Annotated in this window: 18 protein-coding genes and 1 pseudogene; 10 read left to right on the top strand and 9 right to left on the bottom strand. The window is 54.8% G+C overall.

The features are described 5' to 3' along the window. Window positions 1-22: 22 nt before the first annotated feature. The 5 genes from infA to trxB all read right to left on the bottom strand — a co-directional run bounded on the left by infA (window position 23) and on the right by trxB (window position 5846). The gene (gene infA, locus SK51_RS19100; protein WP_002211347.1) at window positions 23-241 is read right to left on the bottom strand and encodes a translation initiation factor IF-1; all 219 of its coding nucleotides are present in this window, start codon (window positions 239-241) and stop codon (window positions 23-25) included. Between the two features lie 284 nt (window positions 242-525). Beyond that, on the bottom strand, window positions 526-1230 hold the full coding sequence (aat, locus tag SK51_RS19095) for a leucyl/phenylalanyl-tRNA--protein transferase (protein ID WP_023299713.1): 705 nt from the start codon (window positions 1228-1230) through the stop codon (window positions 526-528). Window positions 1231-1275: 45 nt separating this feature from the next. Next, entirely contained in the window at window positions 1276-2997 is a 1722-nt protein-coding gene (cydC, locus tag SK51_RS19090; RefSeq protein ID WP_023305797.1) for a heme ABC transporter ATP-binding protein/permease CydC, read from the bottom strand. Then, the gene (gene cydD / locus SK51_RS19085) at window positions 2997-4763 is read right to left on the bottom strand and encodes a heme ABC transporter permease/ATP-binding protein CydD (protein ID WP_032676342.1); all 1767 of its coding nucleotides are present in this window, start codon (window positions 4761-4763) and stop codon (window positions 2997-2999) included. Before cydD ends, cydC begins: the two co-directional genes overlap by 1 nt. Window positions 4764-4877: 114 nt before the next feature. Continuing rightward, window positions 4878-5846, bottom strand: a complete 969-nt coding sequence (trxB, locus tag SK51_RS19080; RefSeq protein ID WP_048206950.1) for a thioredoxin-disulfide reductase — start codon at window positions 5844-5846, stop codon at window positions 4878-4880. Between the two features lie 543 nt (window positions 5847-6389). Between trxB and lrp the strand changes: the two genes are divergently transcribed. From lrp to SK51_RS19030, 10 genes and pseudogenes are all read left to right on the top strand, one after another. Next, a complete protein-coding gene (gene lrp, locus SK51_RS19075; protein WP_000228469.1) occupies window positions 6390-6884 on the top strand; it encodes a leucine-responsive transcriptional regulator Lrp in 495 nt (164 codons plus the stop codon). 135 nt (window positions 6885-7019) lie between these two features. Next, window positions 7020-10703, top strand: a complete 3684-nt coding sequence (locus tag SK51_RS19070) for a DNA translocase FtsK 4TM domain-containing protein (protein WP_023305800.1) — start codon at window positions 7020-7022, stop codon at window positions 10701-10703. A gap of 127 nt (window positions 10704-10830) precedes the next feature. Beyond that, window positions 10831-11445, top strand: coding sequence for an outer membrane lipoprotein periplasmic chaperone LolA (lolA, locus tag SK51_RS19065; RefSeq protein ID WP_022647618.1), 615 nt, complete (start codon window positions 10831-10833; stop codon window positions 11443-11445). Window positions 11446-11454: 9 nt separating this feature from the next. Then, a complete protein-coding gene (rarA, locus tag SK51_RS19060; protein ID WP_023305801.1) occupies window positions 11455-12798 on the top strand; it encodes a replication-associated recombination protein RarA in 1344 nt (447 codons plus the stop codon). A gap of 92 nt (window positions 12799-12890) precedes the next feature. Beyond that, the gene (gene serS, locus SK51_RS19055) at window positions 12891-14183 is read left to right on the top strand and encodes a serine--tRNA ligase (protein ID WP_003858266.1); all 1293 of its coding nucleotides are present in this window, start codon (window positions 12891-12893) and stop codon (window positions 14181-14183) included. Window positions 14184-14394: 211 nt separating this feature from the next. Further along, window positions 14395-16839, top strand: a complete 2445-nt coding sequence (dmsA, locus tag SK51_RS19050; RefSeq protein ID WP_023299718.1) for a dimethylsulfoxide reductase subunit A — start codon at window positions 14395-14397, stop codon at window positions 16837-16839. Between the two features lie 34 nt (window positions 16840-16873). Next, a pseudogene (locus tag SK51_RS19045) lies at window positions 16874-17465 on the top strand (DMSO/selenate family reductase complex B subunit). 1 nt (window position 17466) lies between these two features. Further along, on the top strand, window positions 17467-18330 hold the full coding sequence (locus tag SK51_RS19040; RefSeq protein WP_023299719.1) for a dimethyl sulfoxide reductase anchor subunit family protein: 864 nt from the start codon (window positions 17467-17469) through the stop codon (window positions 18328-18330). A gap of 274 nt (window positions 18331-18604) precedes the next feature. Continuing rightward, window positions 18605-19753: an MFS transporter gene (locus tag SK51_RS19035; protein ID WP_023305804.1), complete on the top strand. Its 1149-nt coding sequence runs from the start codon at window positions 18605-18607 to the stop codon at window positions 19751-19753. Between the two features lie 123 nt (window positions 19754-19876). Further along, window positions 19877-20398: an anti-virulence regulator CigR family protein gene (locus SK51_RS19030; RefSeq protein WP_022647623.1), complete on the top strand. Its 522-nt coding sequence runs from the start codon at window positions 19877-19879 to the stop codon at window positions 20396-20398. 36 nt (window positions 20399-20434) lie between these two features. On the opposite strand, the gene pflA is transcribed toward SK51_RS19030, so the two are convergent. The 4 genes from pflA to ycaO form a co-directional block, all read right to left on the bottom strand. After that, entirely contained in the window at window positions 20435-21175 is a 741-nt protein-coding gene (gene pflA / locus SK51_RS19025) for a pyruvate formate lyase 1-activating protein (protein WP_003858250.1), read from the bottom strand. Window positions 21176-21378: 203 nt separating this feature from the next. After that, window positions 21379-23661, bottom strand: coding sequence for a formate C-acetyltransferase (gene pflB / locus SK51_RS19020; protein WP_022647624.1), 2283 nt, complete (start codon window positions 23659-23661; stop codon window positions 21379-21381). Window positions 23662-23712: 51 nt separating this feature from the next. Further along, a complete protein-coding gene (gene focA / locus SK51_RS19015) occupies window positions 23713-24570 on the bottom strand; it encodes a formate transporter FocA (protein WP_017384832.1) in 858 nt (285 codons plus the stop codon). Between the two features lie 405 nt (window positions 24571-24975). Then, the gene (ycaO, locus tag SK51_RS19010) at window positions 24976-26736 is read right to left on the bottom strand and encodes a 30S ribosomal protein S12 methylthiotransferase accessory factor YcaO (protein ID WP_022647625.1); all 1761 of its coding nucleotides are present in this window, start codon (window positions 26734-26736) and stop codon (window positions 24976-24978) included. Between the last annotated feature and the right edge of the window lie 96 nt (window positions 26737-26832).

Below are 26832 nucleotides of genomic sequence, written 5' to 3'. Positions count from 1 at the left end.
CTGCCATTACAGGCGAAAACAATTAGCGACTACGGAAGACAATGCGGCCTTTGCTCAGGTCGTACGGGGTCAGTTCAACAGTCACTTTGTCGCCCGTCAAAATGCGGATATAGTTTTTGCGCATTTTACCGGAGATGTGCGCAGTTACCACGTGACCGTTTTCCAGTTCTACGCGAAACATGGTATTAGGCAACGTATCAAGTACGGTACCCTGCATTTCAATATTGTCTTCTTTGGCCATCTAATCCTCTGGGGTATCACTACCAAGTTTTGAACCGGCAAGATAATGCCGAAATTCATCAATTAAGTAAAGAATTGCGCGTTTAAAACGCAGCAAAACAATTTCAGCGTATTGCCCAAGCGTCACGGTACAACCGAACGGAAAGCGCATTCGTAAAGGGGATACGACAGGATAAACGTCAGGACGTTATCTGAAGCGAGGGTCCCAAACGGCGGCGGGGCAACAGGCAGAAGCTACTCTGCGGCGTAATTATAACACCCTCATAAAAAATATGCGGAAAACATTTAGGCATTGGGCATAAAGAGCATTCTGGGAACCCAAAAATCGCGCGGAAGAGTCTCCTGTCGGCACTGTTCAAGGTGTTCGATATAGCGTCGGCGGGAAATTTCAACCGCGCCGAGCGAGGCGGTGTGCTCATTCAGCACCTGACAATCCATCAGTTGTCCGCCGCGTTGGGCAAATTCCTGGCTAAAAACCAGCAGCGCGGTTTTCGACGCATTCGTGGCGCGGGAGAACATCGACTCGCCGCAGAACAGCGTGCCCTGCGCCACCCCGTACATCCCCCCAACGAGGTCATCATCTTTCCATACTTCGATGGAGTGCGCGTAGCCCAGCTCATGAAGCTGGTGGTAGGCGATAATGATGTCGCGGGTTATCCAGGTGCCTTCATGACGATCTTCAGCGCAGCCTTCGATAACCTGCCCGAAGGCATGATTGAGCGTGACGCGATAGGGCGAATTTGCGTGAAAACGTTTCATGCTGCGGCTCAGGTGAAACTGCCCGGGCCACAGCACGGCTCGCGGGTCCGGAGACCACCATAAAATCGGGTCGCCGGGAGAAAACCACGGGAAGATGCCGCGCTGGTAAGCCATTAAGAGACGCGCCGGGCTGAGATCGCCGCCCAAAGCCAGCAATCCGTTAGGTTCACGCAGCGCCCCCTCCGGAGAAGGGAACGCAATATTATGGCGAGAAAGCTGCACCAGGCGCATGACAACAGAACTCCAGTACGCGAGAGAGGACGCTACAAATATAGTCTACAGGCGCTGTTTAAACTGGTAGTAGCGACCCTGTTTTGCCAGCAGCTCTGGGTGATTACCTTGCTCAATTATGTGTCCGTTGTCCATCACAATTATTCGATCGAAATTCACCAGCCCGCGCAGGCGGTGAGTGACCATCAGCACGGTTTTGCCTTTCATCACCTTTGTCAGTAAATCAAGAATTTGACTCTCGGTTGTCGCATCCAGACCTTCTGTCGGTTCATCCAGCAACATCAGCGGCGCATCGTGCAGTAAGGCGCGCGCGATGGCCAGACGACGCAGTTCGCCACCGGAAAGCTGTCGGCCCCCTTCACCCAGCCAGCTGTTCAACCCGTCGTCCTCAAGCAGCTTGTGCAGCCCAACCTGTTCCAGCATCGCCCGCAGCGTATCGTCAGAGGCGTCTGGTGCCGCCAGAAGAAGATTATCGCGCAGCGTAGCGCTGAACAGGTGCACACGCTGGGGCACGACGCTGACCGTTTTACGCAAGGCCGCTTCGCTAAAATCAGACAGCGGAAGGTCGTTAAACCGAATCTCGCCCTGCTGCGGGTCCCAGGCGCGCGTGAGGAGTTGCAGAAGCGTCGATTTGCCACATCCCGTACGGCCAAGGATCGCAATGCGCTGCCCGGCATCAACAGAAAGGCTGATGTCTTCCAGCGCGTTTTGCGCCTGCTTGTCGTAGGCGAAGGTGACGTTGCTGAGCGTCAGCGCGACCTGCTCCGGCACAGCGGTTTGACCCGCGCTGAACTTCACTTCCGGCTCCTGCTCTGCAATATCCGTAATGCGCAGCGCAGAGGCAATCACCTGGCCGAGATGCTGAAAGGCGCCGGTGACCGGGGCTAAGGCTTCGAAGGCTGCCAGGGCACAGAAAACAAACAGCGCAATCAGCGGGCCAGGCTGCGGGTTACCGCCCACGCCACCGGAGGCCATCCAGAGCATGGCGATAACGGCAAACCCACCGATTAACATCATCAGCGCCTGAGAAAACGCGGTCAGTTCAGACTGGCGACGCTGGGCTTCATGCCAGTTCAGTTCCGTATTTTCCATACGGGTGCGGTAGCGCTTGCTGGCACCAAAAATGGTGAGCTCGGCCTGACCCTGCAACCAGGAGGTGAGCTGCTGGCGGTATTCCCCGCGCAGACGCGTCAGGTTTTCCCCGGTGGTTTTACCTGCACGATAAAACAGGGGCGGCAGAATAATCAGCGTCATCAGCATGATGCCGCCGAGCGTCAGTGCGATGGGAACATCCAGGAAACTCAACCCCAGCGTGACCACGACAATCACCACAAACGCGCCCACCATGGGCGAGATGACGCGCAGATAGAGGTGATCCAGCGTATCCACATCCGCAACTACGCGGTTGAGTAATTCGCCCTGCCGAAAACGTGCCAGCCCGGCAGGGGAGAGGGGCAGCAATTTGCTGAACGTATAAATACGCAGGTGTTGCAGCACGCGGAAGGTCGCGTCGTGGCTGACCAGGCGTTCGAAGTAGCGCCCGGCAGTTCGCGTAATCGCCGTGCCGCGCACCCCGGCGGCAGGCAGCATGTAGTTAAAGCTGTATAGCCCGGCAAAGCCTGCGGCCGCAGACGCGGAGAGGAACCAGCCAGAAAGCGTAAGCAGGCCGATGCTGGCGAGCAGAGTGATAATCGCCAGTACGATCCCGAGCGTCAGCATCCATTTGTGGCGTTTATACAAAGCAAGATAGGGAAGCAGGGCGCGCATCAGATATCCTCCTGACGGTTCGCCAGCAGGGTCGCAAAGGGCCCCTGCGCGGCAACAAGCGCGGCGTAATCGCCTTGCTCAACAATGTGTCCGTTTTCCATCACCCAGATCTGATCCCAGCCGGCAATACCTTCCAGCTGGTGGGTCACCATCAGGGTAGTTTGCTGGCGTGAGGCTGCGTTAAGCGCATCCATCACGCGCTGCTCGCTGTGAGCGTCCAGGCTGGCGGCGGGTTCGTCCAGCAGCATTAACGAACAGGGGTTCAGCAGCGCACGGGCAACCGCGACGCGCTGTGCCTGGCCCACTGACAGCCCGGCAGACTGATCGCCAATGACGGTATCGACACCCTGCGCAAGCAGCGGCAAAAACTCGCTGACCCAGGCGCGGTCGAGGACCGATTGCAGCTCATCGTCACGTGCATCCGGCCTTGCCAGCAGCACATTCTCGCGCAGCGTTGGGGCAGGCAGCTGAGGGTTTTGACCCACCCAGCTTAGCTGTTTACGCCAGGCATCAGGATCGAGCTCGCGCAGCTCCGTTTTGTTGATACGCAGCGATCCGGTGTACGCCATAAAACCTGACAGCGCATTCAACAATGAGCTTTTACCTGAGCCGCTGGTACCCACCAGCACCACACGTTGCCCGGCAGGCAGGGTAAAGTTCAGCGGGCCGGCCAGCACTTTGCCTTCAGGCGACAGAACAGAAAAATCCTGTGCTTCAATGGTCACCGGATCGTTCGTATTCAGCGTCACTTCACCACGCTCCGGATGTGCCAGCGGCGTTTCCATAAAGGTTTTCAGGCTGTCGGCAGCACCCACCGCCTGCGCTTTGGCATGGTAAAAGGTGCCGAGATCGCGAAGCGGCTGGAAAAATTCCGGGGCCAGGATCAGCGCCAGGAACCCGGCGGAAAGCGTGACCGCCGTACCGTAGTGGCCAAAGTCCAGCGCGCCGAGGTAGGAGAAGCCAAAGTAAACCGCCACAAGCGCAATCGACAGGGAGGTAAAGAACTCGAGCACGCCGGAAGAAAGGAAGGCCATGCGCAACACTTCCATGGTGCGCTGACGAAAATCCTGCGACGCCAGGCGAATGTTTTCGGTTTCCGCTTCACCACGACCAAAGATCCGCAGGGTTTCCATTCCGCGCAGACGGTCCAGGAAATGACCGCTCAACCGACCCAGTGCAAGGAAGTTGCGACGGTTAGCATCTGCCGCACCCATGCCGACCATCGCCATAAACAGCGGGATGAGCGGGGCGGTCCCCATCAGGATCAGAGCCGCTACCCAGTTAACAGGGAAGATGGCGATAACAATCATCAGAGGCACAAACACTGCCAGCGCCATCTGTGGAAGATAACGCGCATAGTAATCGTGCATATCGTCGATTTGCTCAAGGATCAGCGTCGCCCAGCTACCGGCCGGTTTGCCCTGGATCCACGCAGGCCCGGCTTCCGAAAGCCGGTCGAGCACTTTGCGGCGGATCTCATAGCGGATGTGCTGGCCGGCATGGAACCCAACCCGTTCGCGCAGCCAGACCACCCACGCACGCAGGACGAAAACCAGCACCAGAACGATAAACGGCAGCAGCAGCGCTTCGCGCGGGATGCTCTCCATGATCATATGATTGAGAATGCGGGCCAGCAGCCATGCCTGGGCAACAATCAACAGACCGCTGATAAATCCCAGAACGCGGGAAATCATAAGCCAGCGGCGGGACAGAACGCTTTGCTGTTTCAGCCAGCGCGTTAACTCTTGTTGACGGGTTTTTTCCATTGCGTACTTTGCAGGTGACGTTATAAGAAATTAGACATCTGCATGTTACACGTGAGCAAAAATAAAGGCGACCAGTGGCCGCCTTTATTTACGTTTGTTACTGACTTGTAAAGATTATTTACCTTGTTCTGCCAGTCCGTCCAGATAGCGTTCTGCGTCCAGGGCGGCCATACAGCCGGTCCCCGCAGAGGTGATCGCCTGACGATAAATATGGTCCATCACGTCGCCAGCCGCGAAGACGCCTGGGATGCTGGCCTGCGTGGCATTGCCGTGAATGCCAGACTGCACTTTGATGTAGCCGTTCTCCAGCTCAAGTTGGCCTTCGAAAATGGCCGTGTTCGGGCTGTGACCGATTGCCACAAACAGGCCTGCTACCTCCAGCGTTTCGACGGTGTCGGTGTTCTGCGTATCACGAATTCGCAGACCTGCCACACCCATCTGATCGCCGGTCACTTCTTCCAGCGTACGGTTGGTATGCAGCACAATGTTGCCGCTCGCCACTTTATCCATCAGGCGTTTGATCAGGATCTTCTCGGCGCGGAAGGTGTCGCGACGGTGGATCAGGTGTACTTCTGAGGCGATGTTCGCCAGATACAACGCTTCTTCAACAGCGGTGTTGCCGCCGCCAATCACCGCAACTTTCAGGTTGCGATAGAAGAAACCGTCGCAGGTCGCGCAGGCTGATACGCCGCGCCCTTTGAATGCTTCTTCAGACGGCAGACCGAGATAACGGGCAGAGGCACCGGTAGCGATGATCAGCGCATCGCAGGTGTATTCACCGCTGTCGCCGGTCAGACGGAACGGACGGTTCTGCAAATCCACTTTATTAATGTGGTCGAACAGGATTTCGGTTTCGAATTTAGCAGCATGCTCGTGCATGCGCTCCATCAGCAGCGGCCCGGTCAGGTCGTTCGGGTCGCCCGGCCAGTTTTCCACTTCCGTGGTGGTGGTCAGCTGACCGCCTTTTTCCATCCCGGTAATCAGTACCGGTTGCAGGTTAGCGCGTGCAGCATAGACCGCTGCGGTATATCCCGCAGGTCCAGAACCAAGGATTAGCAGCTTACTGTGTTTGGTCGTGCCCATGAGATCCCCATTGTTGTTGGCAGGCAATGGGCTGGATTGTAGGGAATTTGTTGCCGTAAAAAAAGAGCACGACAGTTTTGCTTCCGATATATGCAATAGTCACGCCCTATGGATCAGACACGGTCATATCACGTCTGCTACTGAAAATCGCGCGTTTATAAGGCAATAAAATGATGATTAATACCCCCCCGTAATGAATATCCGGCATCTTGTACTAAAAATCGATGTTTTGCTTTGACAATCCCCTGCGCTTTTGCGAAAACATTCAAGGAAGAAAAAAAGACGCATGAACTGCATGTCGAATAGACATGCACGTAAATGCCATTTTTACCGGGTCAGTGAAATCTACGCATGGTGTGGACAGACGCCATACGTGATGTCTGTGACTGCTTTCGGGCAACGGTCTTCTTACCGCAGAACCCGAATCCACATCGCGTCTAATACATAACCAGGCGATGTGATGAATAACGGGTGCAGGCTCTGAACAGTGATGTGCACAGGGTCCAGGCAGGAGTAGGGAAGGAATACAGAGAGACAATAATAATGGTAGATAGCAAGAAGCGCCCTGGCAAAGATCTCGACCGTATCGATCGTAACATTCTTAATGAATTGCAAAAGGATGGGCGTATTTCCAACGTCGAGCTTTCAAAACGTGTGGGACTTTCCCCGACGCCGTGCCTTGAGCGTGTGCGTCGACTGGAAAGACAGGGTTTTATCCAGGGCTATACGGCTCTGCTAAACCCGCATTATCTGGATGCCTCACTTCTGGTATTTGTTGAGATTACTCTGAATCGTGGTGCGCCGGATGTGTTTGAGCAATTTAACGCCGCTGTACAAAAACTTGAAGAAATTCAAGAGTGTCATCTGGTTTCCGGTGATTTTGACTACCTGTTAAAAACCCGTGTGCCTGATATGTCCGCCTACCGTAAGCTGCTGGGTGAAACCCTGCTGCGTCTGCCAGGCGTGAACGACACCCGTACTTATGTGGTGATGGAAGAGGTCAAACAGAGCAATCGTCTGGTTATTAAGACGCGCTAACACGGAACAGGTGCAAAATCAGTGTAGTTTGATTACACTCCTGTTAATCCATACAGCAACAGTGCCGGGGATACCCGGCGCTGTTGTCCGTTTTAGCACACAGGCAGGACATGCCTGATACCTGGAGAGCCTTTCTTGAGCCAGGAATACACTGAAGACAAAGAAGTCACATTATCTAAGCTAAGCAGCGGACGTCGTCTCCTCGAGGCGTTACTGATTGTTATTGCCCTTTTTGCCGTCTGGCTGATGGCCGCCTTACTCAGTTTCAACCCCTCAGATCCCAGCTGGTCGCAAACCGCATGGCATGAGCCTATTCATAACTTAGGTGGCGTTCCCGGTGCCTGGCTTGCGGACACGCTCTTTTTCATTTTCGGAGTGATGGCTTATACCCTTCCCGTCATCATTATTGGCGGATGCTGGTTTGCCTGGCGTCATCGACAGAACGACGACTACATCGATTATTTTGCCGTTTCGCTGCGCCTGATTGGCGCCCTGGCGCTGATCCTCACCTCCTGTGGGCTGGCGGCGATCAACGCTGATGATATCTGGTACTTCGCCTCCGGCGGGGTGATCGGCAGCCTGTTGAGCTCCGCGCTGCAACCGATGCTTCATAGCAGCGGCGGCACGCTGGCGCTGCTCTGTATCTGGGCGGCGGGCCTGACGCTGTTTACCGGCTGGTCCTGGGTGAGCATTGCTGAGAAGATCGGCAGCTTTATTCTGACGCTGCTGACGTTCGCCAGCAACCGTACCCGTCGTGACGATACGTGGGTCGATGAAGACGAGTATGAAGATGAGTACGAAGAGGAAGACGAGGCGCCTGTACAGCGGCGTGAATCTCGCCGCGCGCGTATTCTGCGCGGTGCTCTGGCGCGCCGCCAGCGCGTCGCTGAAAAATTTGCTAACCCGTTAGGCCGTAAAACGGATGCCGCGCTGTTCTCCGGCAAACGTATGGATGAAGACGAGCAGATTGAGTATCGCGGTGCGGCCGTCGACCCTGATGACGTACTGTTCTCTGGCCATCGAGCCACGCCGGGAGAGTATGACGAATACGATCCGCTGCTGAATGGCCACTCCGTGACTGAACCGGTAGCCGCTGCTGCTGCCGCAACGACGGCTGCGCAGGCCCATGTTGCGCCTGTTGAAGCCGTGATGCCGTCCTCGCCTGTTCCGGCACCGGAGTCCGCGATCCAGCAACCGCAGGTAGACTGGCAGACTGCGCCAGGCGTCCATACGCCTGAACCGACCATTGCGCCGGAGCCTGAAAGTTATATTCCTGTGCAGCAGGAACAGTGGCAGCAACCGTATCAGCCGCCTGAGCCTGCCAGCGTGCCGCAACAACCGTATCAGGCTTATACGCCCGAACCCGCTGTACCTGAACAGCCATACGTTGCACCGGTGTCTGAACCCGAAGTGGTGGAGGAAGCGAAGCCATCCCGTCCGCCATTATACTATTTTGAAGAAGTGGAAGAGCGCCGCGCCCGTGAGCGCGAGCAGCTTGCCGCCTGGTATCAGCCCGTGCCCGAGCCGGTGCAGGAGCCTGTTGCAAAAGCGCCTTCGGTCAGCGTTCCACCTGTAGAACCTACGCCAGCCGTTGCGTCGGGTGCAGAAGCCGTGAAGCAGGCAACGGCAGCCGCTGCCGCGTCCGCTCCGCTATTCAGCCCGGCAGCCGACAGCGCCCCGCGTCCTCAGGTGAAAGAGGGCATTGGTCCACAGCTGCCGCGCCCTAACCGCGTGCGCGTACCGACTCGCCGGGAGCTGGCCTCTTATGGCATTAAACTGCCTTCCCAGCGTATGGCGGAAGAAAAAGCCCGTGAGTCCGACTACGAAGATGATGCCGACGAACTGCATCAGGATGAGCTGGCGCGTCAGTTTGCTGCCCAGCAGAATCAGCGTTACGGCGAAGAGTATCAGCATGACGTGCCTTCACAGCATCACGTGCCTTCACAGCAGGACGAGGATGATGCGGCCGAAGCGGAGCTGGCGCGCCAGTTTGCAGCAACGCAGCAGCAGCGTTATTCCGGTGAGCAACCTTCGGGGGCAAACCCGTTCTCGCTGTCGGATTTCGAATTCTCACCAATGAAAGATCTGGTGGATGATGGCCCAAGCGAACCGCTGTTCACGCCGAGCGTAATGCCGGAAGCGGAGCCGGTGCGTCAGCCGCCTGCACCACAGGCTTACGTGCAGCCGCAACAGCCGGCGCCGCAGGCGTATGCGCAGCCGCAGACACCTTCTCCACCGCCTCAGCCACAGTTCCAGCAGCCAGCACCACAGCCGCAGGAGAGCCTGATTCACCCGCTGCTGATGCGTAACGGAGACAGCCGACCGCTGCAACGACCAAGTACGCCGCTGCCGTCGCTGGATCTGTTAACGCCACCGCCAGCGGAAGTCGAGCCGGTGGATACCTTTGCCCTTGAGCAGATGGCCCGTCTGGTGGAAGCGCGTCTGGCTGACTTCCGCATTAAAGCGGACGTGGTGAACTACTCACCGGGCCCGGTGATCACCCGTTTCGAACTGAACCTGGCACCGGGCGTAAAAGCGGCGCGTATTTCTAACCTCTCCCGCGACCTGGCGCGTTCTCTGTCCACCGTGGCGGTACGCGTGGTGGAAGTGATCCCAGGCAAGCCTTACGTTGGCCTTGAGCTGCCAAACAAGAAACGCCAGACCGTTTATCTGCGTGAAGTTCTGGATAACACCAAATTCCGCGACAACCCGTCCCCGCTGACCGTGGTGTTGGGTAAAGATATCGCCGGCGATCCGGTGGTTGCCGATCTCGCGAAGATGCCGCACCTGCTGGTTGCGGGTACTACCGGCTCCGGTAAATCGGTCGGGGTGAACGCCATGATCCTCAGTATGCTCTACAAAGCGCAGCCTGAAGACGTGCGTTTCATCATGATCGACCCAAAAATGCTCGAACTGTCCGTCTACGAAGGCATTCCGCATCTGTTAACGGAAGTGGTTACCGACATGAAGGACGCCGCCAACGCATTACGCTGGAGCGTCAATGAAATGGAGCGTCGCTACAAGCTGATGTCGGCGCTGGGCGTGCGTAACCTGGCCGGTTATAACGAGAAAATCGCCGAGGCGGCGCGTATGGGCCGTCCGATTCCGGACCCATACTGGAAGCCGGGTGACAGCATGGATGCCCAGCATCCGGTGCTGGAAAAACTGCCTTACATCGTGGTGCTGGTGGATGAATTTGCCGACCTGATGATGACCGTTGGCAAGAAAGTGGAAGAGCTGATTGCGCGTCTGGCACAGAAAGCGCGTGCGGCGGGCATCCACCTGGTACTGGCAACGCAGCGTCCGTCCGTGGATGTAATCACCGGTCTTATTAAGGCAAACATCCCGACCCGTATCGCGTTTACCGTGTCGAGTAAAATTGACTCCCGTACTATCCTTGACCAGGGCGGAGCAGAGTCGCTGCTGGGGATGGGTGATATGCTCTATTCCGGGCCGAACTCCACCTCGCCGGTGCGTGTTCACGGTGCGTTTGTTCGCGACCAGGAAGTGCACGCGGTTGTGCAGGACTGGAAAGCGCGCGGGCGACCGCAATATGTTGACGGCATCACCTCTGACAGCGAAAACGAAGGTGGCGGCGGTGGTTTTGACGGCGGCGAAGAGCTGGATCCGTTATTCGACCAGGCGGTTAATTTCGTCACCGAAAAACGCAAAGCGTCCATCTCCGGCGTGCAGCGCCAGTTCCGTATCGGTTACAACCGCGCGGCGCGTATCATTGAGCAGATGGAAGCCCAGGGCATCGTGAGCGAACAGGGGCACAACGGTAACCGTGAGGTGCTGGCGCCACCGCCTTTTGAGTAATCTTCAGCGATTGCAAAGAAGGGTAAATCAGCAAAAATTAAGCATATTCTTCTGTCGCCTGCCTTCGGGCAGGTACAGAATAGAAACGGAACCCCCATATCGGGAAGACGTATTTTAAGGAATAACAATGAAAAAAATCGCCATCGCCTGTGCATTACTCTCCAGTTTTGTTGCCAGCAGCGTCTGGGCTGATGCAGCCAGCGACCTTAAAAGCCGACTGGATAAAGTGAGCAGTTTCCACGCCAGCTTCACGCAAAAAGTGACTGACGGCAGCGGCAACGCGGTGCAGGAAGGCCAGGGAGATTTGTGGGTAAAACGCCCAAATCTGTTCAACTGGCACATGACCCAGCCGGATGAAAGCGTTCTGGTGTCTGACGGTAAAACCCTGTGGTTCTACAATCCGTTTGTTGAGCAGGCGACCGCCACCTGGCTCAAAGACGCGACCAGCAATACGCCGTTTATGCTCATTGCCCGTAACCAGTCCAGCGACTGGCAGCAGTACAACATCAAACAAAACGGTGATGAGTTCGTCCTGACGCCAAAAGGCAGCAACGGTAATCTGAAGCAGTTCACCATTAACGTGAGCAGCAACGGTACCATCAATCAGTTCGGCGCGGTTGAGCAGGACGATCAGCGCAGCAGCTATCAGTTGAAGTCTCAGCAAAACGGCGCCATTGATGCATCGAAATTCACCTTTACCCCGCCGCAGGGCGTAACGGTGGACGACCAACGCAATAAGTAAGAGGTATGAGTGAGCAACCTGTCGCTCGATTTTTCAGATAATGCGTTTCAACCTCTGGCCGCCCGTATGCGGCCAGAAAATTTAGCGCAGTACATCGGTCAGCAACATCTGCTGGCTGCGGGGAAACCCTTGCCGCGCGCTATTGAGGCGGGGCATCTGCACTCCATGATCCTCTGGGGGCCACCCGGCACTGGAAAAACCACGCTCGCTGAAGTGATTGCCCGCTATGCCAGCGCGGACGTTGAGCGCATCTCGGCGGTCACGTCGGGGGTGAAAGAGATCCGCGAGGCGATCGAGCGGGCGCGACAAAACCGCAATGCCGGACGTCGCACCATTCTGTTTGTCGACGAAGTTCACCGCTTCAACAAGAGCCAGCAGGACGCCTTTCTGCCGCACATTGAAGACGGTACGATTTTCTTTATCGGCGCCACCACGGAAAACCCGTCGTTTGAACTGAACTCTGCGCTGCTCTCCCGGGCGCGCGTGTATCTGCTTAAATCGCTGACCACGGAAGATATCGAAAAAGTTCTGACGCAGGCGATGGAGGACAACGCGCGTGGTTACGGCGGGCAGGATATCGTTCTGCCGGACGAGACGCGTCTTGCTATCGCCGAACTGGTTAACGGTGATGCCCGTCGTGCGTTGAACACGCTCGAAATGATGGCCGATATGGCCGAAGTGGACGATGCGGGCAAGCGCGTATTAAAGCCTGAACTGCTCACCGAAATTGCCGGTGAGCGCAGCGCGCGCTTCGATAATAAAGGCGATCGTTTTTACGACCTCATCTCTGCATTACACAAGTCCGTGCGCGGCAGCGCTCCGGATGCGGCGCTCTACTGGTATGCGCGTATCATCACCGCCGGTGGCGATCCGTTATATGTCGCGCGTCGCTGCCTGGCGATTGCGTCAGAAGATGTCGGTAATGCCGATCCACGCGCCATGCAGGTCGCTATTTCCGCCTGGGACTGCTTTACCCGCGTCGGGCCTGCGGAGGGCGAGCGTGCCATTGCGCAGGCAATTGTCTATCTGGCTTGCGCACCGAAAAGTAACGCGGTGTATACCGCCTTCAAAGCGGCGATGTCGGATGCACGTGAACGTCCGGACTACGATGTGCCGGTTCATCTGCGCAATGCGCCAACCAAATTGATGAAAGAGATGGGTTACGGGCAGGAGTATCGCTACGCCCATGACGAACCCAACGCCTACGCCGCCGGCGAGGAGTATTTCCCGCAGGAGATGGCACAAACCCGCTATTATCACCCCACAAATAGAGGTCTTGAGGGTAAGATTGGCGAAAAGCTCGCCTGGCTTGCCGGACAGGATCAAAATAGCCCTATAAAACGCTACCGTTAGTTCAATCGTTGCGGTAATGTTGGCAATATATCTCTGTGGCCGCAGGCTGTGGTCACTTTTTCCTCTTTTAATTCGATAAGCACAGGATAAGCATGCTCGATCCCAATCTGCTGCGTAATGAGCCAGACGCAGTCGCTGAAAAACTGGCACGCCGGGGCTTTAAGCTGGATGTAGATAAGCTGCGCGCTCTTGAAGAGCGTCGTAAAGTTTTGCAGGTACAAACAGAAAATCTGCAGGCAGAGCGTAATTCTCGATCGAAATCCATTGGCCAGGCGAAAGCGCGCGGGGAAGATATTGAGCCATTACGCCTGGAAGTGAACAAACTGGGTGAAGAGCTGGATCAGGCGAAAGCTGAACTGGACGTTCTTCAGGCTGAAATTCGTGATATCGCTCTGGCGATCCCGAACATTCCTGACGACAGCGTCCCTGTCGGCAAAGACGAAAACGACAACGTTGAAGTGAAACGCTGGGGTACGCCTCGCGAGTTTGACTTCGAGGTGCGCGATCACGTGACGCTGGGCGAAATGCACGCGGGCCTGGACTTTGCGGCTGCGGTTAAGCTGACCGGTTCTCGCTTCGTGGTAATGAAAGGTCAGATTGCTCACCTGCACCGCGCGCTGGCGCAGTTTATGCTGGATCTGCACACCGAGCAGCATGGCTACAGCGAAACCTACGTTCCGTATCTGGTTAACCACGATACGCTGTACGGTACAGGCCAGCTGCCGAAATTTGCCGGCGATCTGTTCCATACCCGTCCGCTGGACGAAGAAGCTGACAGCAGCAACTACGCGCTGATCCCAACCGCGGAAGTGCCGCTGACCAACCTCGTGCGTGATGAGATCATCGACGAAGACGATCTGCCAATCAAACTGACTGCGCACTCTCCATGTTTCCGTTCTGAAGCCGGTTCTTACGGTCGTGATACGCGCGGTCTGATCCGTATGCACCAGTTCGATAAAGTTGAGATGGTGCAGATCGTTCGTCCGGAAGAGTCTATGGACGCGCTGGAAGAGATGACAGGTCACGCAGAGAAAGTGCTGGAGCTGCTGGGGCTGCCATACCGCCGTATGGCGCTGTGCACTGGTGACATGGGCTTCGGCGCCTGCAAAACCTTCGACCTCGAAGTCTGGGTGCCTGCGCAAAACACCTACCGTGAAATCTCCTCTTGCTCTAACGTCTGGGATTTCCAGGCGCGTCGTATGCAGGCGCGTTGCCGCAGCAAGTCCGACAAGAAGACCCGTCTGGTTCATACCCTGAACGGTTCTGGTCTGGCGGTTGGCCGTACGCTGGTTGCCGTGCTGGAGAACTACCAGCAGGCAGATGGTCGTATTGAGATCCCTGAGGTGCTGCGTCCTTACATGAAAGGCCAGCAGTTCATCGGCTAATATTTTGCTGCAAAACAAAAAAGCGCCTCAGGGCGCTTTTTTTATATCTTTGATTTGATACGACGCAATATTCCCTCCCTCTAAAGTAGTAATACTCTTCCGAACGAAAGTTAGCATAAAACACCTGTAACGAAGGAATTCGTTATATATAAAACTACATAGCGGTATGCGCCGCCTCTCTTTTCTTTGTGAGCAACCAAAGTGAGTCTTTATGAAAATCAAAGCGCCTGAAGCGTTAATGGCTGCCGAGGTCACTCGCCGTGGGTTGATGAAAACCACGGCAATAGGTGGTCTGGCGGTTGCCAGCAGCGCCTTTACGCTTCCTTTTACCCGTCTGGCGTCGGCGGCGGAGGCTCTGTCTCCCGCTTCAGCCCCGGAAAAAGTGGTGTGGAGTGCCTGTACCGTTAACTGTGGTAGCCGTTGTCCCCTGCGTATGCATGTTGTGGACGGTGAAATCAAATACGTTGAAACCGACAATACCGGCGATGATAACTACGAAGGGTTACACCAGGTTCGTGCCTGTCTGCGTGGCCGCTCAATGCGCCGTCGCGTTTATAACCCGGATCGTCTGAAATATCCGATGAAGCGTGTCGGTAAGCGTGGGGAAGGGAAGTTCGAGCGCATTAGCTGGGACGAAGCCTACGATATTATCGCGACCAACATGCAGCGCCTGATCAAAGAATACGGCAACGAATCCATCTACCTGAACTATGGCACCGGGACGCTGGGCGGCACCATGACCCGCTCCTGGCCGCCGGGTAAAACGCTGGTAGCGCGCCTGATGAACTGCTGCGGCGGCTATCTCAACCATTATGGCGACTACTCTTCCGCACAGATTGCCGCGGGCCTGAACTACACCTATGGCGGCTGGGCAGACGGTAACAGCCCGTCGGATATAGAAAACAGCAAGCTGGTGGTATTGTTCGGCAACAACCCGGGCGAAACGCGTATGAGCGGCGGTGGGGTAACCTATTATCTTGAGCAGGCGCGCGCCAAATCCAACGCACGTATGATCATCGTCGATCCGCGCTACACCGATACCGGCGCGGGGCGAGAAGACGAGTGGATCCCTATCCGCCCTGGTACCGATGCGGCGCTGGTCAATGCGCTGGCGTATGTGATGATCACTGAAAACCTCGTCGATCAGCCGTTCCTTGATAAATACTGCGTCGGCTATGACGAGAAGACGCTGCCAGCCAGCGCACCGGCTAACGGGCATTACAAAGCGTATATTCTTGGTCAGGGCAGCGACGGGGTAGCGAAAACCCCTGAGTGGGCATCTACCATCACCGGCATTCCAGTCGAACGTATTGTTCAACTGGCCCGTGAAATTGGTTCAGCAAAACCGGCTTATATCAGCCAGGGCTGGGGACCGCAGCGTCACGCGAACGGCGAAATTGCCACCCGCGCTATTTCTATGCTCTCGATTCTGACTGGCAACGTCGGCATTCACGGCGGTAATAGCGGGGCGCGTGAAGGCTCGTATGAAGTACCGTTTGAACGTATGCCAACGCTGGATAACCCGGTTCAGACCAGCATCTCCATGTTTATGTGGACGGACGCGATCGAGCGCGGCCCGGAAATGACCGCGCTACGCGACGGTGTTCGGGGCAAAGATAAGCTGGATGTGCCGATCAAAATGATCTGGAACTATGCCGGTAACTGCCTGATCAACCAGCACTCAGAGATCAACCGCACCCACGAAATTTTGCAGGACGACAAGAAGTGCGAAATGATTGTGGTGATCGACTGCCACATGACCTCATCGGCGAAGTATGCCGATATTCTGCTCCCAGACTGCACCGCGTCTGAGCAGATGGATTTCGCGCTGGACGCCTCCTGCGGCAACATGTCCTATGTGATCTTCACAGACCAGGCCATCAAACCGCGCTTCGAGTGCAAAACTATCTATGAGATGACGTCCGAGCTGGCGAAACGTCTTGGCGTTGAGCAGCAGTTCACAGAGGGGCGTACTCAGGAAGAGTGGATGCGCCATCTGCACGAGCTCTCACGCAAAGCCATTCCAGACCTGCCGGACTTCGATACCTTCCGCAAGCAGGGCATGTACAAGCAGCGCGATCCGGAAGGGCATCACGTGGCGTATAAAGCCTTCCGCGACGATCCGCAGGCCAATCCGCTGACCACGCCGTCGGGCAAAATCGAGATCTACTCCGAAGAGCTGGCAAAAATTGCCGCCACGTGGGAATTGCCGGAAGGGGACGTTATCGATCCGCTGCCGATCTATACGCCTGGCTTCGAAAACTACAACGATCCGCTGACGGAGAAATTCCCACTTCAGTTAACCGGTTTCCACTACAAAGCGCGTGTTCACTCCACCTACGGCAACGTTGACGTTCTGAAAGCGGCCTGCCGACAGGAGATGTGGATCAACCCGATGGATGCGAAAGCGCGCGGCATCAGTAATGGCGATCGCGTACGTATCTTCAACGGACGTGGCGAAGTGCATATCGAAGCTAAAGTGACTCCGCGCATGATGCCTGGCGTTGTCGCGCTGGGGGAAGGGGCCTGGTATAACCCGGATGCGAACCGTATCGATCAGGCGGGCTGCATCAACGTTCTCACTACGCAGCGTCCATCGCCGCTGGCGAAGGGCAACCCATCCCACACAAACCTCGTTCAGGTTGAAAAGGCGTAAGGAGTAACCGATGACAACCTAGTATGGATTTTTTATTGATTCCAGCCGCTGCACCGGGTGTAAAACCTGCGAGCTGGCCTGCAAGGATTATAAAGACCTGACCCCGGACGTCAGCTTCCGTCGTATTTATGAATACGCGGGCGGCGACTGGCAGGAGGATAACGGCGTCTGGCATCAGAATGTCTTCGCCTATTACCTGTCGATTGCCTGCAACCACTGCGAAGATCCGGCCTGCACCAAGGTCTGCCCGAGCGGGGCAATGCACAAGCGCGACGACGGTTTTGTGGTGGTGGACGAGGATGTCTGCATTGGCTGTCGCTACTGCCACATGGCCTGCCCGTACGGTGCGCCGCAGTATAACGCGGCTAAAGGCCACATGACCAAGTGCGACGGCTGCCACAGCCGCGTGGCGGACGGCAAAAAGCCCATCTGCGTCGAGTCCTGCCCGCTGCGCGCTGGACTTTGGCCCGATTGAAGAGCTGCGTAAAAAACACGGTCAGCTTGCTGCGGTCGCGCCGCTGCCGTCTGCGCACTTCACGAAGCCGAGTATTGTGATTAAACCTAACGCCAACAGCCGTCCGACGGGTGACACCACCGGCTACCTGGCAAACCCGAAGGAGGTGTGAGATGGGAAGTGGATGGCATGAATGGCCGCTTATGATCTTCACGGTCTTTGGGCAGTGTGTTGCAGGCGGGTTTATCGTCCTTGCGCTGGCGCTGTTAAAAGGGAACCTCAATGCTGAACAGCAGCAGCGTTTAGTGTTGAGCATGTTTGGCCTGTGGGTGTTGATGGGGATTGGGTTTATCGCCTCTACGTTGCACCTGGGCTCACCGATGCGCGCGTTTAACTCCCTGAACCGCGTAGGTGCCTCTTCGCTGAGTAACGAGATTGCCAGCGGCGCAATCTTCTTTGCAGTTGGCGGGCTGGGGTGGTTACTGGCAGCGCTGAAAAAGCTGCCGTCAGGGTTACGTGCGTTGTGGCTCATCGTCACCATGGTACTGGGCGTTGTCTTTGTCTGGATGATGGTCCGGGTGTACAACACCATTGATACCGTTCCGACCTGGTACAGCGTCTGGACGCCGATGAGCTTCTTCCTGACCATGTTTATTGGCGGGCCGCTGCTGGGTTATCTGCTTCTGCGTGTAGCTGGCATTAATGGTTGGGCGATGCGCCTGCTGCCCGCGGTCTCGCTGCTGGCACTGGTCATCAGTACCGTTGTAGCGCTTATGCAGGGAGCGGAGCTGGCGACGATTCACAGCTCTATCCAACAGGCTTCGGCGCTGGTACCGGATTACGGTTCTCTGATGGCCTGGCGTGTGGTGCTGCTGACGGCGGCGCTGGTGTGCTGGATTGCCCCTCAGCTTAAAGGTTACGCGCCTGCGCTACCGTTGCTGTCACTGGCCTTTGTGCTGGTGTTGGCAGGGGAGTTAATTGGTCGCGGCGTATTTTACGGTCTGCATATGACGGTCGGTATGGCTGTCGCCAGCTAATTTTAGATTTTGTTATAAAAAGCCGGGACATAGTGCCCGGCTTTTCTTTTTTCATTCATGAAATTTTTCGACTGATGTTTCGTTGTAAAAATTCCCGGAAATAAATAAAAACAAATAGATAATTAATATTGGTAGCAGGCTTTGCATTAGCAGGATGAGTTTTTTAAATCGACAAGGCGCATATCGTGCGTGACGCCTGAATCGGTGGATTGACTTTGTTTTTGCCAGTGGCATGATGCGCACGAAATCTGAACTTCCTCACGGTTTTTAATCCATGACCACCTATACCCGCCCGGTGCTTTTGTTGCTCTGTGGCCTGCTTTTGCTGACCCTGGCGATCGCGGTGTTGAACACACTCGTCCCGCTATGGCTCGCCCATGAAAACTTACCAACCTGGCAGGTGGGTATGGTTAGCTCGTCCTTTTTTACGGGCAATCTGCTGGGCACCTTATTAACGGGCAGCCTTATTAAGCGCTTTGGTTTTAACCGCAGCTATTATCTGGCGTCACTGATCTTTGCCGTCGGATGCGCCGGTTTAGGACTGATGGTCGGCTTCTGGAGCTGGATGGTCTGGCGCTTTATTGCGGGCGTTGGCTGCGCCATGATCTGGGTGGTGGTTGAAAGTGCGCTGATGTGCAGCGGCACGTCCCGTAATCGCGGGCGTCTGCTGGCGGCTTATATGATGGTTTACTACGTCGGTACCGTTCTGGGACAACTGATGGTCAGCAAATTCCCAACCGACCTGATGAGCGTTCTGCCATGGGTAACAGGGATGGTGCTGGCCGCAATTCTGCCGCTGCTCTTTACCCGTATCGTGAACCAGAGCAGTGAGCATCAGGAGGCCACGCACGTTTGGCCGATGCTGAGACTGCGCCATGCGCGCCTGGGGATTAACGGCTGTATTATTTCCGGGATTGTGCTGGGGTCGCTCTATGGCCTGATGCCGCTTTATCTCAACCATCAGGGCGTCAGCGATTCCGGGATCGGTTTCTGGATGGCGGTGATGGTCAGCGCGGGGATTGTCGGCCAGTGGCCGATTGGCCGCCTGGCGGACCGCTTTGGTCGTCTGCTGGTGCTGCGCGTCCAGGTTTTCGTGGTCATCATGGGCTGTCTCGCCATGCTCAGCAACGCCGCGATGGCGCCTGCGCTGTTCATTCTGGGGGCTGCGGGTTTTACGCTCTATCCGGTCGCGATGGCCTGGGCCTGTGAGAAAGTTGAGCATCACCAGCTGGTGGCGATGAACCAGGCATTGTTGCTGAGTTACACCATCGGCAGTTTACTGGGGCCGACTTTTACCGCTATGCTCATGCAAAATTACTCTGATAATCTGCTGTTTATCATGATCGCCAGCGTATCGTTTATTTATCTGTTAATGTTGCTGCGCAAAGTGGGCGAGCACCCAACGCCAGTGGCACATGCCTGATTAAATAAAAGCCTGTCGATGACAGGCTTTTTTGTCCCTGTCACATATAAGACTTTTACTTATTGTGAGTTTTTACTGCCTGGCGATAATTCAAATGAGTTCTACCACTAAAAGGCAGCAATCATGTCTACTCGTCGTTTTTCCACTACCGCACTTGCCGTAGTGTTGGCTTTAACGTTTGCAACGGCTCCGGCCATGGCTAATCCTGGAAACGGGAATGGCGGTGGCCACGGAAACGGTGGCGGACAAGGTAATAGCGGCAATCATGGTAACGGGAACGCTGGTAACCATGGTAATAAGCACAATACCGGCCAGGATAATCCAGGAAAATCGGATAAGAGCTTTAAAAACAGCAACGATGTTGGTCATGATGTTGACGTCCGCGTGAGCTTCGATCATGCCCGCCATCTGGCACTGAATTACGGCTTAACGGGCTACGACTCTCTGCCTCCGGGTATTGCGAAAAACCTGGCGCGCGGTAAGCCACTGCCTCCGGGCATTGCGAAGAAAACCGTGCCAGCCGATATGCTGGGTCAGCTTCCTTCTTATCCGGGCTATGAATGGCGCGTGGTGGGTGACGACCTGGTCTTAATTGCGCTGAGTACCGCGATTGTGACTTCCGTGATTAACGGCGTCTTTAAATAGAATATAAAAAGGCCCGGTTTTCACCGGGCCTTTTCGTTAATACATGACCTTGTGGCCATACTGCTCAAGAATACCTTTGACGCGCTCCATCGTCTCTTTTTTCGGCGGCTTCACGCCATCGAGCTTGTACTCTTCACCCATTGCCACCCATTTGTGTTTACCCAGCTCGTGATAGGGCAGGAGTTCAATTTTCTCCACGTTACCCATATCCCGGGTAAATTCGCCCAGACGATGTGCAGAATCATCATCATCTGACCAGCCCGGTACCACCACGTAGCGGATCCAGGTCTTGACGCCTTTGTTGGCAATGTATTTGGCAAATTCCAGCGTACGGTGGTTTGAGACGCCAACCAGATTCTGGTGGATCTCATCGTTCATCTGCTTGAGATCGAGCATCACCAGATCGGTCACTTCAAGCAGTTCATCAATAACCGGATCGTAACGGCGCACAAAGCCGTTGGTGTCGAGGCAGGTATGAATACCTTCTTTATGGCAGGCGCGGAACCAGTCGCGCACAAATTCAGCCTGAAGAATAGCTTCACCGCCGGATGCCGTCACGCCACCACCGGACGCGTTCATGAAGTGGCGATAGGTCACCACCTCTTTCATCAGATCTTCAACGGTGACTTCTTTACCGCCATGGGTGTCCCAGGTGTCACGGTTATGGCAGTACAGGCAGCGCATCAGGCAGCCCTGGAAGAAAGTGATAAAGCGGATCCCCGGGCCATCGACGGTGCCACAGGATTCAAAGGAGTGAATGCGACCAATAATTGACATTGCGGTGATATCTCCGAATTTGGCCCATCCGGGGGCCTATGTAGATGCACAGCTCAAAGGCTATGTCGAGTCTGTTTTGGCTGTTATCCATTAAGTATAGATAGCGGACAAAAGAGACTGATGAAGCGAGGGTGTTAAAAAGGCCCCACTTGCGTGGAGCCTTTATTGTACGCTTTTTAACGCGTGATTTCAGTCAATTCCACTTACATGGACTGAGTGAAAGTACGGGTGATAACGTCCTGCTGCTGTTCTTTCGTCAGGGAGTTAAAACGTACTGCGTAGCCAGATACGCGGATGGTCAGCTGAGGATACTTCTCAGGATGTTCCATCGCGTCGAGCAGCATTTCACGGTTCATCACGTTCACGTTCAGGTGCTGACCACCTTCGATGGACGCTTCGTGGTGGAAGTAACCATCCATCAGACCCGCGAGGTTAGTTTTACGCACTTCGTCGTCTTTACCCAGCGCGTTTGGCACGATAGAGAAGGTGTAAGAGATACCATCTTTCGCGTATGCAAACGGCAGTTTAGCAACGGAGGTCAGAGAGGCAACCGCACCTTTCTGGTCACGACCGTGCATTGGGTTAGCACCTGGGCCGAATGGCGCGCCAGCACGACGACCGTCTGGGGTGTTACCGGTTTTCTTACCATACACAACGTTAGAGGTGATGGTCAGAACAGACTGAGTCGGGATAGCGTTACGATAGGTAGTGAGTTTCTGAATTTTCTTCATGAAACGTTCTACCAGGTCAACCGCCATGTCATCAACGCGAGCGTCGTTGTTACCAAACTGCGGATATTCGCCTTCGATTTCGAAGTCGATAGCCAGACCATCTTCGTCACGAATTGGTTTAACTTTCGCATATTTGATTGCAGACAGGGAGTCAGCCGCAACGGACAGACCTGCGATACCACACGCCATGGTGCGAACGACGTCACGGTCGTGCAGCGCCATCAGAGAGGCTTCGTAGCTGTACTTGTCGTGCATGTAGTGGATGACGTTCAGCGCAGTGACATACTGCTTAGCCAGCCAGTCCATGAAGTGATCCATGCGCTCCATCACTTCGTCGAAGTTCAGAAGGTCGCCTTTGATCGGTTCAGACTTAGGACCAACCTGCATTTTCAGTTTTTCGTCAACGCCGCCGTTGATTGCGTACAGCATGGTTTTCGCCAGGTTTGCACGCGCACCGAAGAACTGCATTTGCTTACCAACAACCATTGGGCTTACGCAGCACGCGATAGCGTAGTCGTCGTTGTTGAAGTCCGGACGCATCAGGTCATCGTTCTCGTATTGCAGAGAAGAGGTGTCGATGGACACTTTAGCGGCGAATTTCTTGAAGTTCAGTGGCAGTTTTTCAGACCACAGAACGGTGATGTTCGGCTCCGGAGAAGGACCCATGGTGTACAGGGTGTTCAGGAAGCGGAAGCTGTTTTTGGTTACCAGCGTACGGCCATCTACGCCCATACCGCCGATAGATTCGGTTGCCCAGATTGGGTCACCAGAGAACAGCTCATCATATTCTGGAGTACGCAGGAAGCGAACCATACGCAGTTTCATGACCAGGTGGTCAATCATTTCCTGAGCGTCTTGTTCGGTGATTTTGCCTGCTTTGATATCGCGTTCGATATACGCATCCAGGAAGGTAGATACGCGGCCGAAGGACATTGCTGCACCGTTCTGAGACTTAACCGCGGCCAGGTAGCCGAAGTAGGTCCACTGGATAGCTTCCTGAGCGTTGGTTGCAGGACCAGAGATATCACAGCCGTATTTAGCCGCCATCTCTTTGATCTGACCCAGCGCACGGTGCTGTTCAGCAATCTCTTCACGCAGACGGATAGTCGCTTCCAGGTTTACGCCGTTTTCCAGGTCAGACTGGAGAGAGACGAACTGCGCGTATTTGTCTTTCATCAGGAAGTCGATACCGTACAGCGCAACGCGACGGTAGTCACCGATGATACGGCCACGGCCATAGGCATCTGGCAGACCGGTCAGAACGCCAGATTTACGGCAGTTCAGAATGTCTTTGGTGTAAACATCGAATACACCCTGGTTATGGGTTTTACGGTATTCGGTGAAGATTTTTTTCAGCATTGGGTCCAGCTCGCGGTTATACGCTTTGCAGGAACCTTCAACCATTTTAATGCCACCGAACGGGATGATTGCGCGTTTCAGTGGTGCTTCAGTCTGGAGACCAACGATTTTCTCAAGGGCTTTGTTGATGTAGCCAGCATCGTGAGAAGTGATGGTAGAAGCAACGGAGGTGTCAAAATCAACTGGCGCGTGAGTGCGGTTTTCCAGTTTAACGCCTTCCATTACGCTGTCCCACAGCTTGGTGGTTGCATCAGTCGCACCAGCCAGGAAGGATTCGTCACCTTCATACGGGGTATAGTTTTTCTGAATGAAGTCACGGACGTTGACTTCATTCTGCCAGTCACCTTTCGTAAAACCTTCCCAGGCTGTGGCTAACTTTTCATTAAGCTCGGACATGTAACACCTACCTTCTTAAGTGGATTTTTTATTTACTGCCTGAGACAACCATTAATGATGATCGCCGCCACGCAGGTAAATGACCCAGTATGTCAACCCAACTAACAGACCCCCACCGATAATGTTCCCGATAGTGACGGGGATCAGGTTATCAGTAATGAAATTCATAATAGTCAGGTGTGAAAAACTTTCCGGGGTTGAACCAACAGCAGTCCAGAACTCCGGGCTTGCAAAGTTGCGGATAACAATCCCCATCGGGATCATGAACATATTCGCAATACTGTGCTCAAAGCCGCTGGCAACAAACATCGCAACCGGCAGAACCATAATCATGGCTTTATCCATCAGGCTACGACCAGAGTAGCTCATCCAGACCGCCAGGCAGACCATCAGGTTTGCAAGGATGCCGAGAGCAACGGCTTCGATAAATGTATGGTGCATTTTGTGGTCGGCGGTTTGCAGGACGTTAAGCCCCCAGCCGCCGTTGGCGGTCATGTACTCGCCAGAAAGCCACATCAACAGAACAAAGAGCAGACAGCCAATCAGGTTGCCAACGTAGACGTTGAGCCAGTTGCGCCCCAGTTGACCCCAGGTAATTCTTCCGCTGGCTTTTGCCACAACAATCAGCACCGTTGAGGTGAAGAGGTCGGCGCCGCAGATGACGCAGAGGATCAGACCCAGTGAGAAGCAAATACCACCAATCAGTTTCGCTATGCCGAAAGGCATCCCGGCAGTGCCGGTGGTGGCTGTGATATAGAAGACGAAAGCGATGGAGATGAACACCCCAGCCGTAATGGCCAGAAAGAACGTCGTCATCGGATGTTTCGTTGCTTTGTAGACACCCGCTTCTTCGGCAACTTTCGCCATCGCAGCGGGGAGTAATAGATCAAAAGGGTTGTCAGCTTTCACACTAACTCTCTCTTTATTAAGTCGGCGACGAGATACTAACAAAGCATTATAGAAGAGAAATTGATATAGATCATATCTCGCCTGGCTTATAGGCCCGCAGTGTGTATGGTTTTACAGCAAAAGCGGAGTAAGTATTTGATTATCCGTATAAAAATAAATTTTAAAAGTTATGAAAAGAGTTGAATTTTTTCCTTCAGCCTCCCGTGGAACAGTTAATTAAAATGGAGTATTTATTAGAATTAGTAACAGTAAAGCCCAGGTAAGCGTTTTTATATTTACCCGTGGTTAACTTAATTATTACAATTAAACGTCATTGCGGAAAAATAAAAAAAAGGGGCAATGAAATTGCCCCGTAATATAGCTCAGGCGATTGAATACGCCTACAGCCATTAATGTTATATGCGCTTATTTTGACCAGTAAGCGGCTTTAGCCTTCTGCAATTTTTCATACGCATTCAGCAGTGACTGATGCGCCGGGAAGGCTTTCAGATCGCTGTCAACCGCTTGCAGGCCATAGAACGGTTCTTCACCGCTCAGCGCAGCGCTGGCAGCTTCAACGGCATCTGCACCGTACATGCGGACGAAGGCGTTCAGATACTGCAATGGCTCGCGGTCGTCTTCCTGAGAAAGCAGGAGCAGCGTTTGCAGGCAACGGTAATAGTTAGTGCGCTCGGCGGAGAAGACGGACTGGTTAAACTCCATCGTCCACTCGGTCCAGGCCAAAGCCTGATCCAGATCGCCGCCCGCCAGCGCCAGCATCGCTTTTAGCTCGCCGATGCGCAGCGTGTACCAGCCGTTATCTTTTCCGGTTGCCAGACCCAGCAGTTCGCGTACGCGGGTGAAATCATCGTGTCCTTCTTCGTCCAGTTGGGCGATCAGGTTCAGATAATCTTCTTTATCCCACTCGCTGCCCGGCAGGGCCAGCAGGGTTTCACGCAGATGCGCGCCCATGCTGTTGTTCGCCAGCCACAGATCTTCTGCCGGATAGATGTCCGACATACCCGGCACAATAATACGGCACGCATAAACGCCGAGGTGTTCATAGTCGGCAATATAGACTTCCTGATCTTCCGCGTTGAAGATCGCCATCAGGGTGGCGAACTCTTCTTCCGTCGTACCGGCAAAGCTCCAGTCCACGAACGGATAGTCTGCGTCCTGTTTGAACATATCCCAGGAGATCAAACCGCTGGAGTCGATGAAGTGCGTTTCGAGGTTGGTGTGCTCGGCGACTTCTTCATCATCAAAGGTTGGCGGGGTGAATACGTCGAGATCTTTCAGGCTACGACCTTGCAGCAGTTCGGTCACGGTACGCTCCAGCGCCACGCCGAAGTCCGGGTGCGCGCCGAAAGAGGCGAAGCAGGTGCCATTTGCCGGGTTAAACAGTACCACGCAGATAACCGGATATTTGCCGCCCAGAGAGCCGTCATAAGCAAAGATTGGGAAACCTTCCGCTTCCAGTTTGGCGATGGATTCCACCACGCCCGGGTAGCGCGCCAGCACGTCAGCCGGGATCTCCGGCAGGCTGATGGATTCAGCAATAATACGGTTTTTGATGTGACGCTCGAAAACTTCAGACAACCCCTGTACACGCGCTTCGTTACGGGTGTTACCGGCAGACATACCGTTAGACACATACAGATTGCCAACGATGTTCATTGGAATGTAAACGGTCTGCTCGTCAGACTGACGGGTGAACGGCAGGGCGCAGATACCACGATCCTCATTGCCGGATTGCAGGTCGATCAGCATGCTGGCGGTCAGTTCGTTTTCCGGATCGTAGAACGCGCGCAGGCGGGCATCGAGAATGCCTTCCGGCAGTTCGTCGTCTTCGGGTAGCGGGAACCATTTTTCGTTCGGATAGTGAACGAACGGGCCGTTGGCAATCGTTTCACCCAGCCAGAAGTCGGCGAAGAAATAGTTGGTGGACAGACGCTCAAAATACTCACCCAGCGCAGAGGCCAGTGCCGCTTTTTTGGTCGCGCCTTTGCCGTTGGTGAAGCACAGCGCACAGTCTTTGTCGCGAATATGCACGGACCAGACGTGAGGCACCGGATTCAGCCAGGAGGCTTCTTCGATATTAAAGCCCAGGTCGGTCAGTTTCTGCTGGAAGCGAGCGATGGAATCTTCCAGAGCGGCGTCTTTGCCGGGGATAAACGTTTGAGTCATGGCGTTCACTTTTATCGTACGTAAAGCGCGCAATGATACGGGTTTTGCGTGACGGGTGCTATCTCCGGCGAAAATAAATGGCTGGGCTATGCTTAT

It is taken from the genome of Enterobacter sp. MGH85 (assembly GCF_001037655.1).
GTDB lineage: Bacteria > Pseudomonadota > Gammaproteobacteria > Enterobacterales > Enterobacteriaceae > Enterobacter > Enterobacter intestinihominis.
Note: the sequence above shows the minus strand (reverse complement) of the source record. Positions and strands in the feature narration are given on the sequence as shown.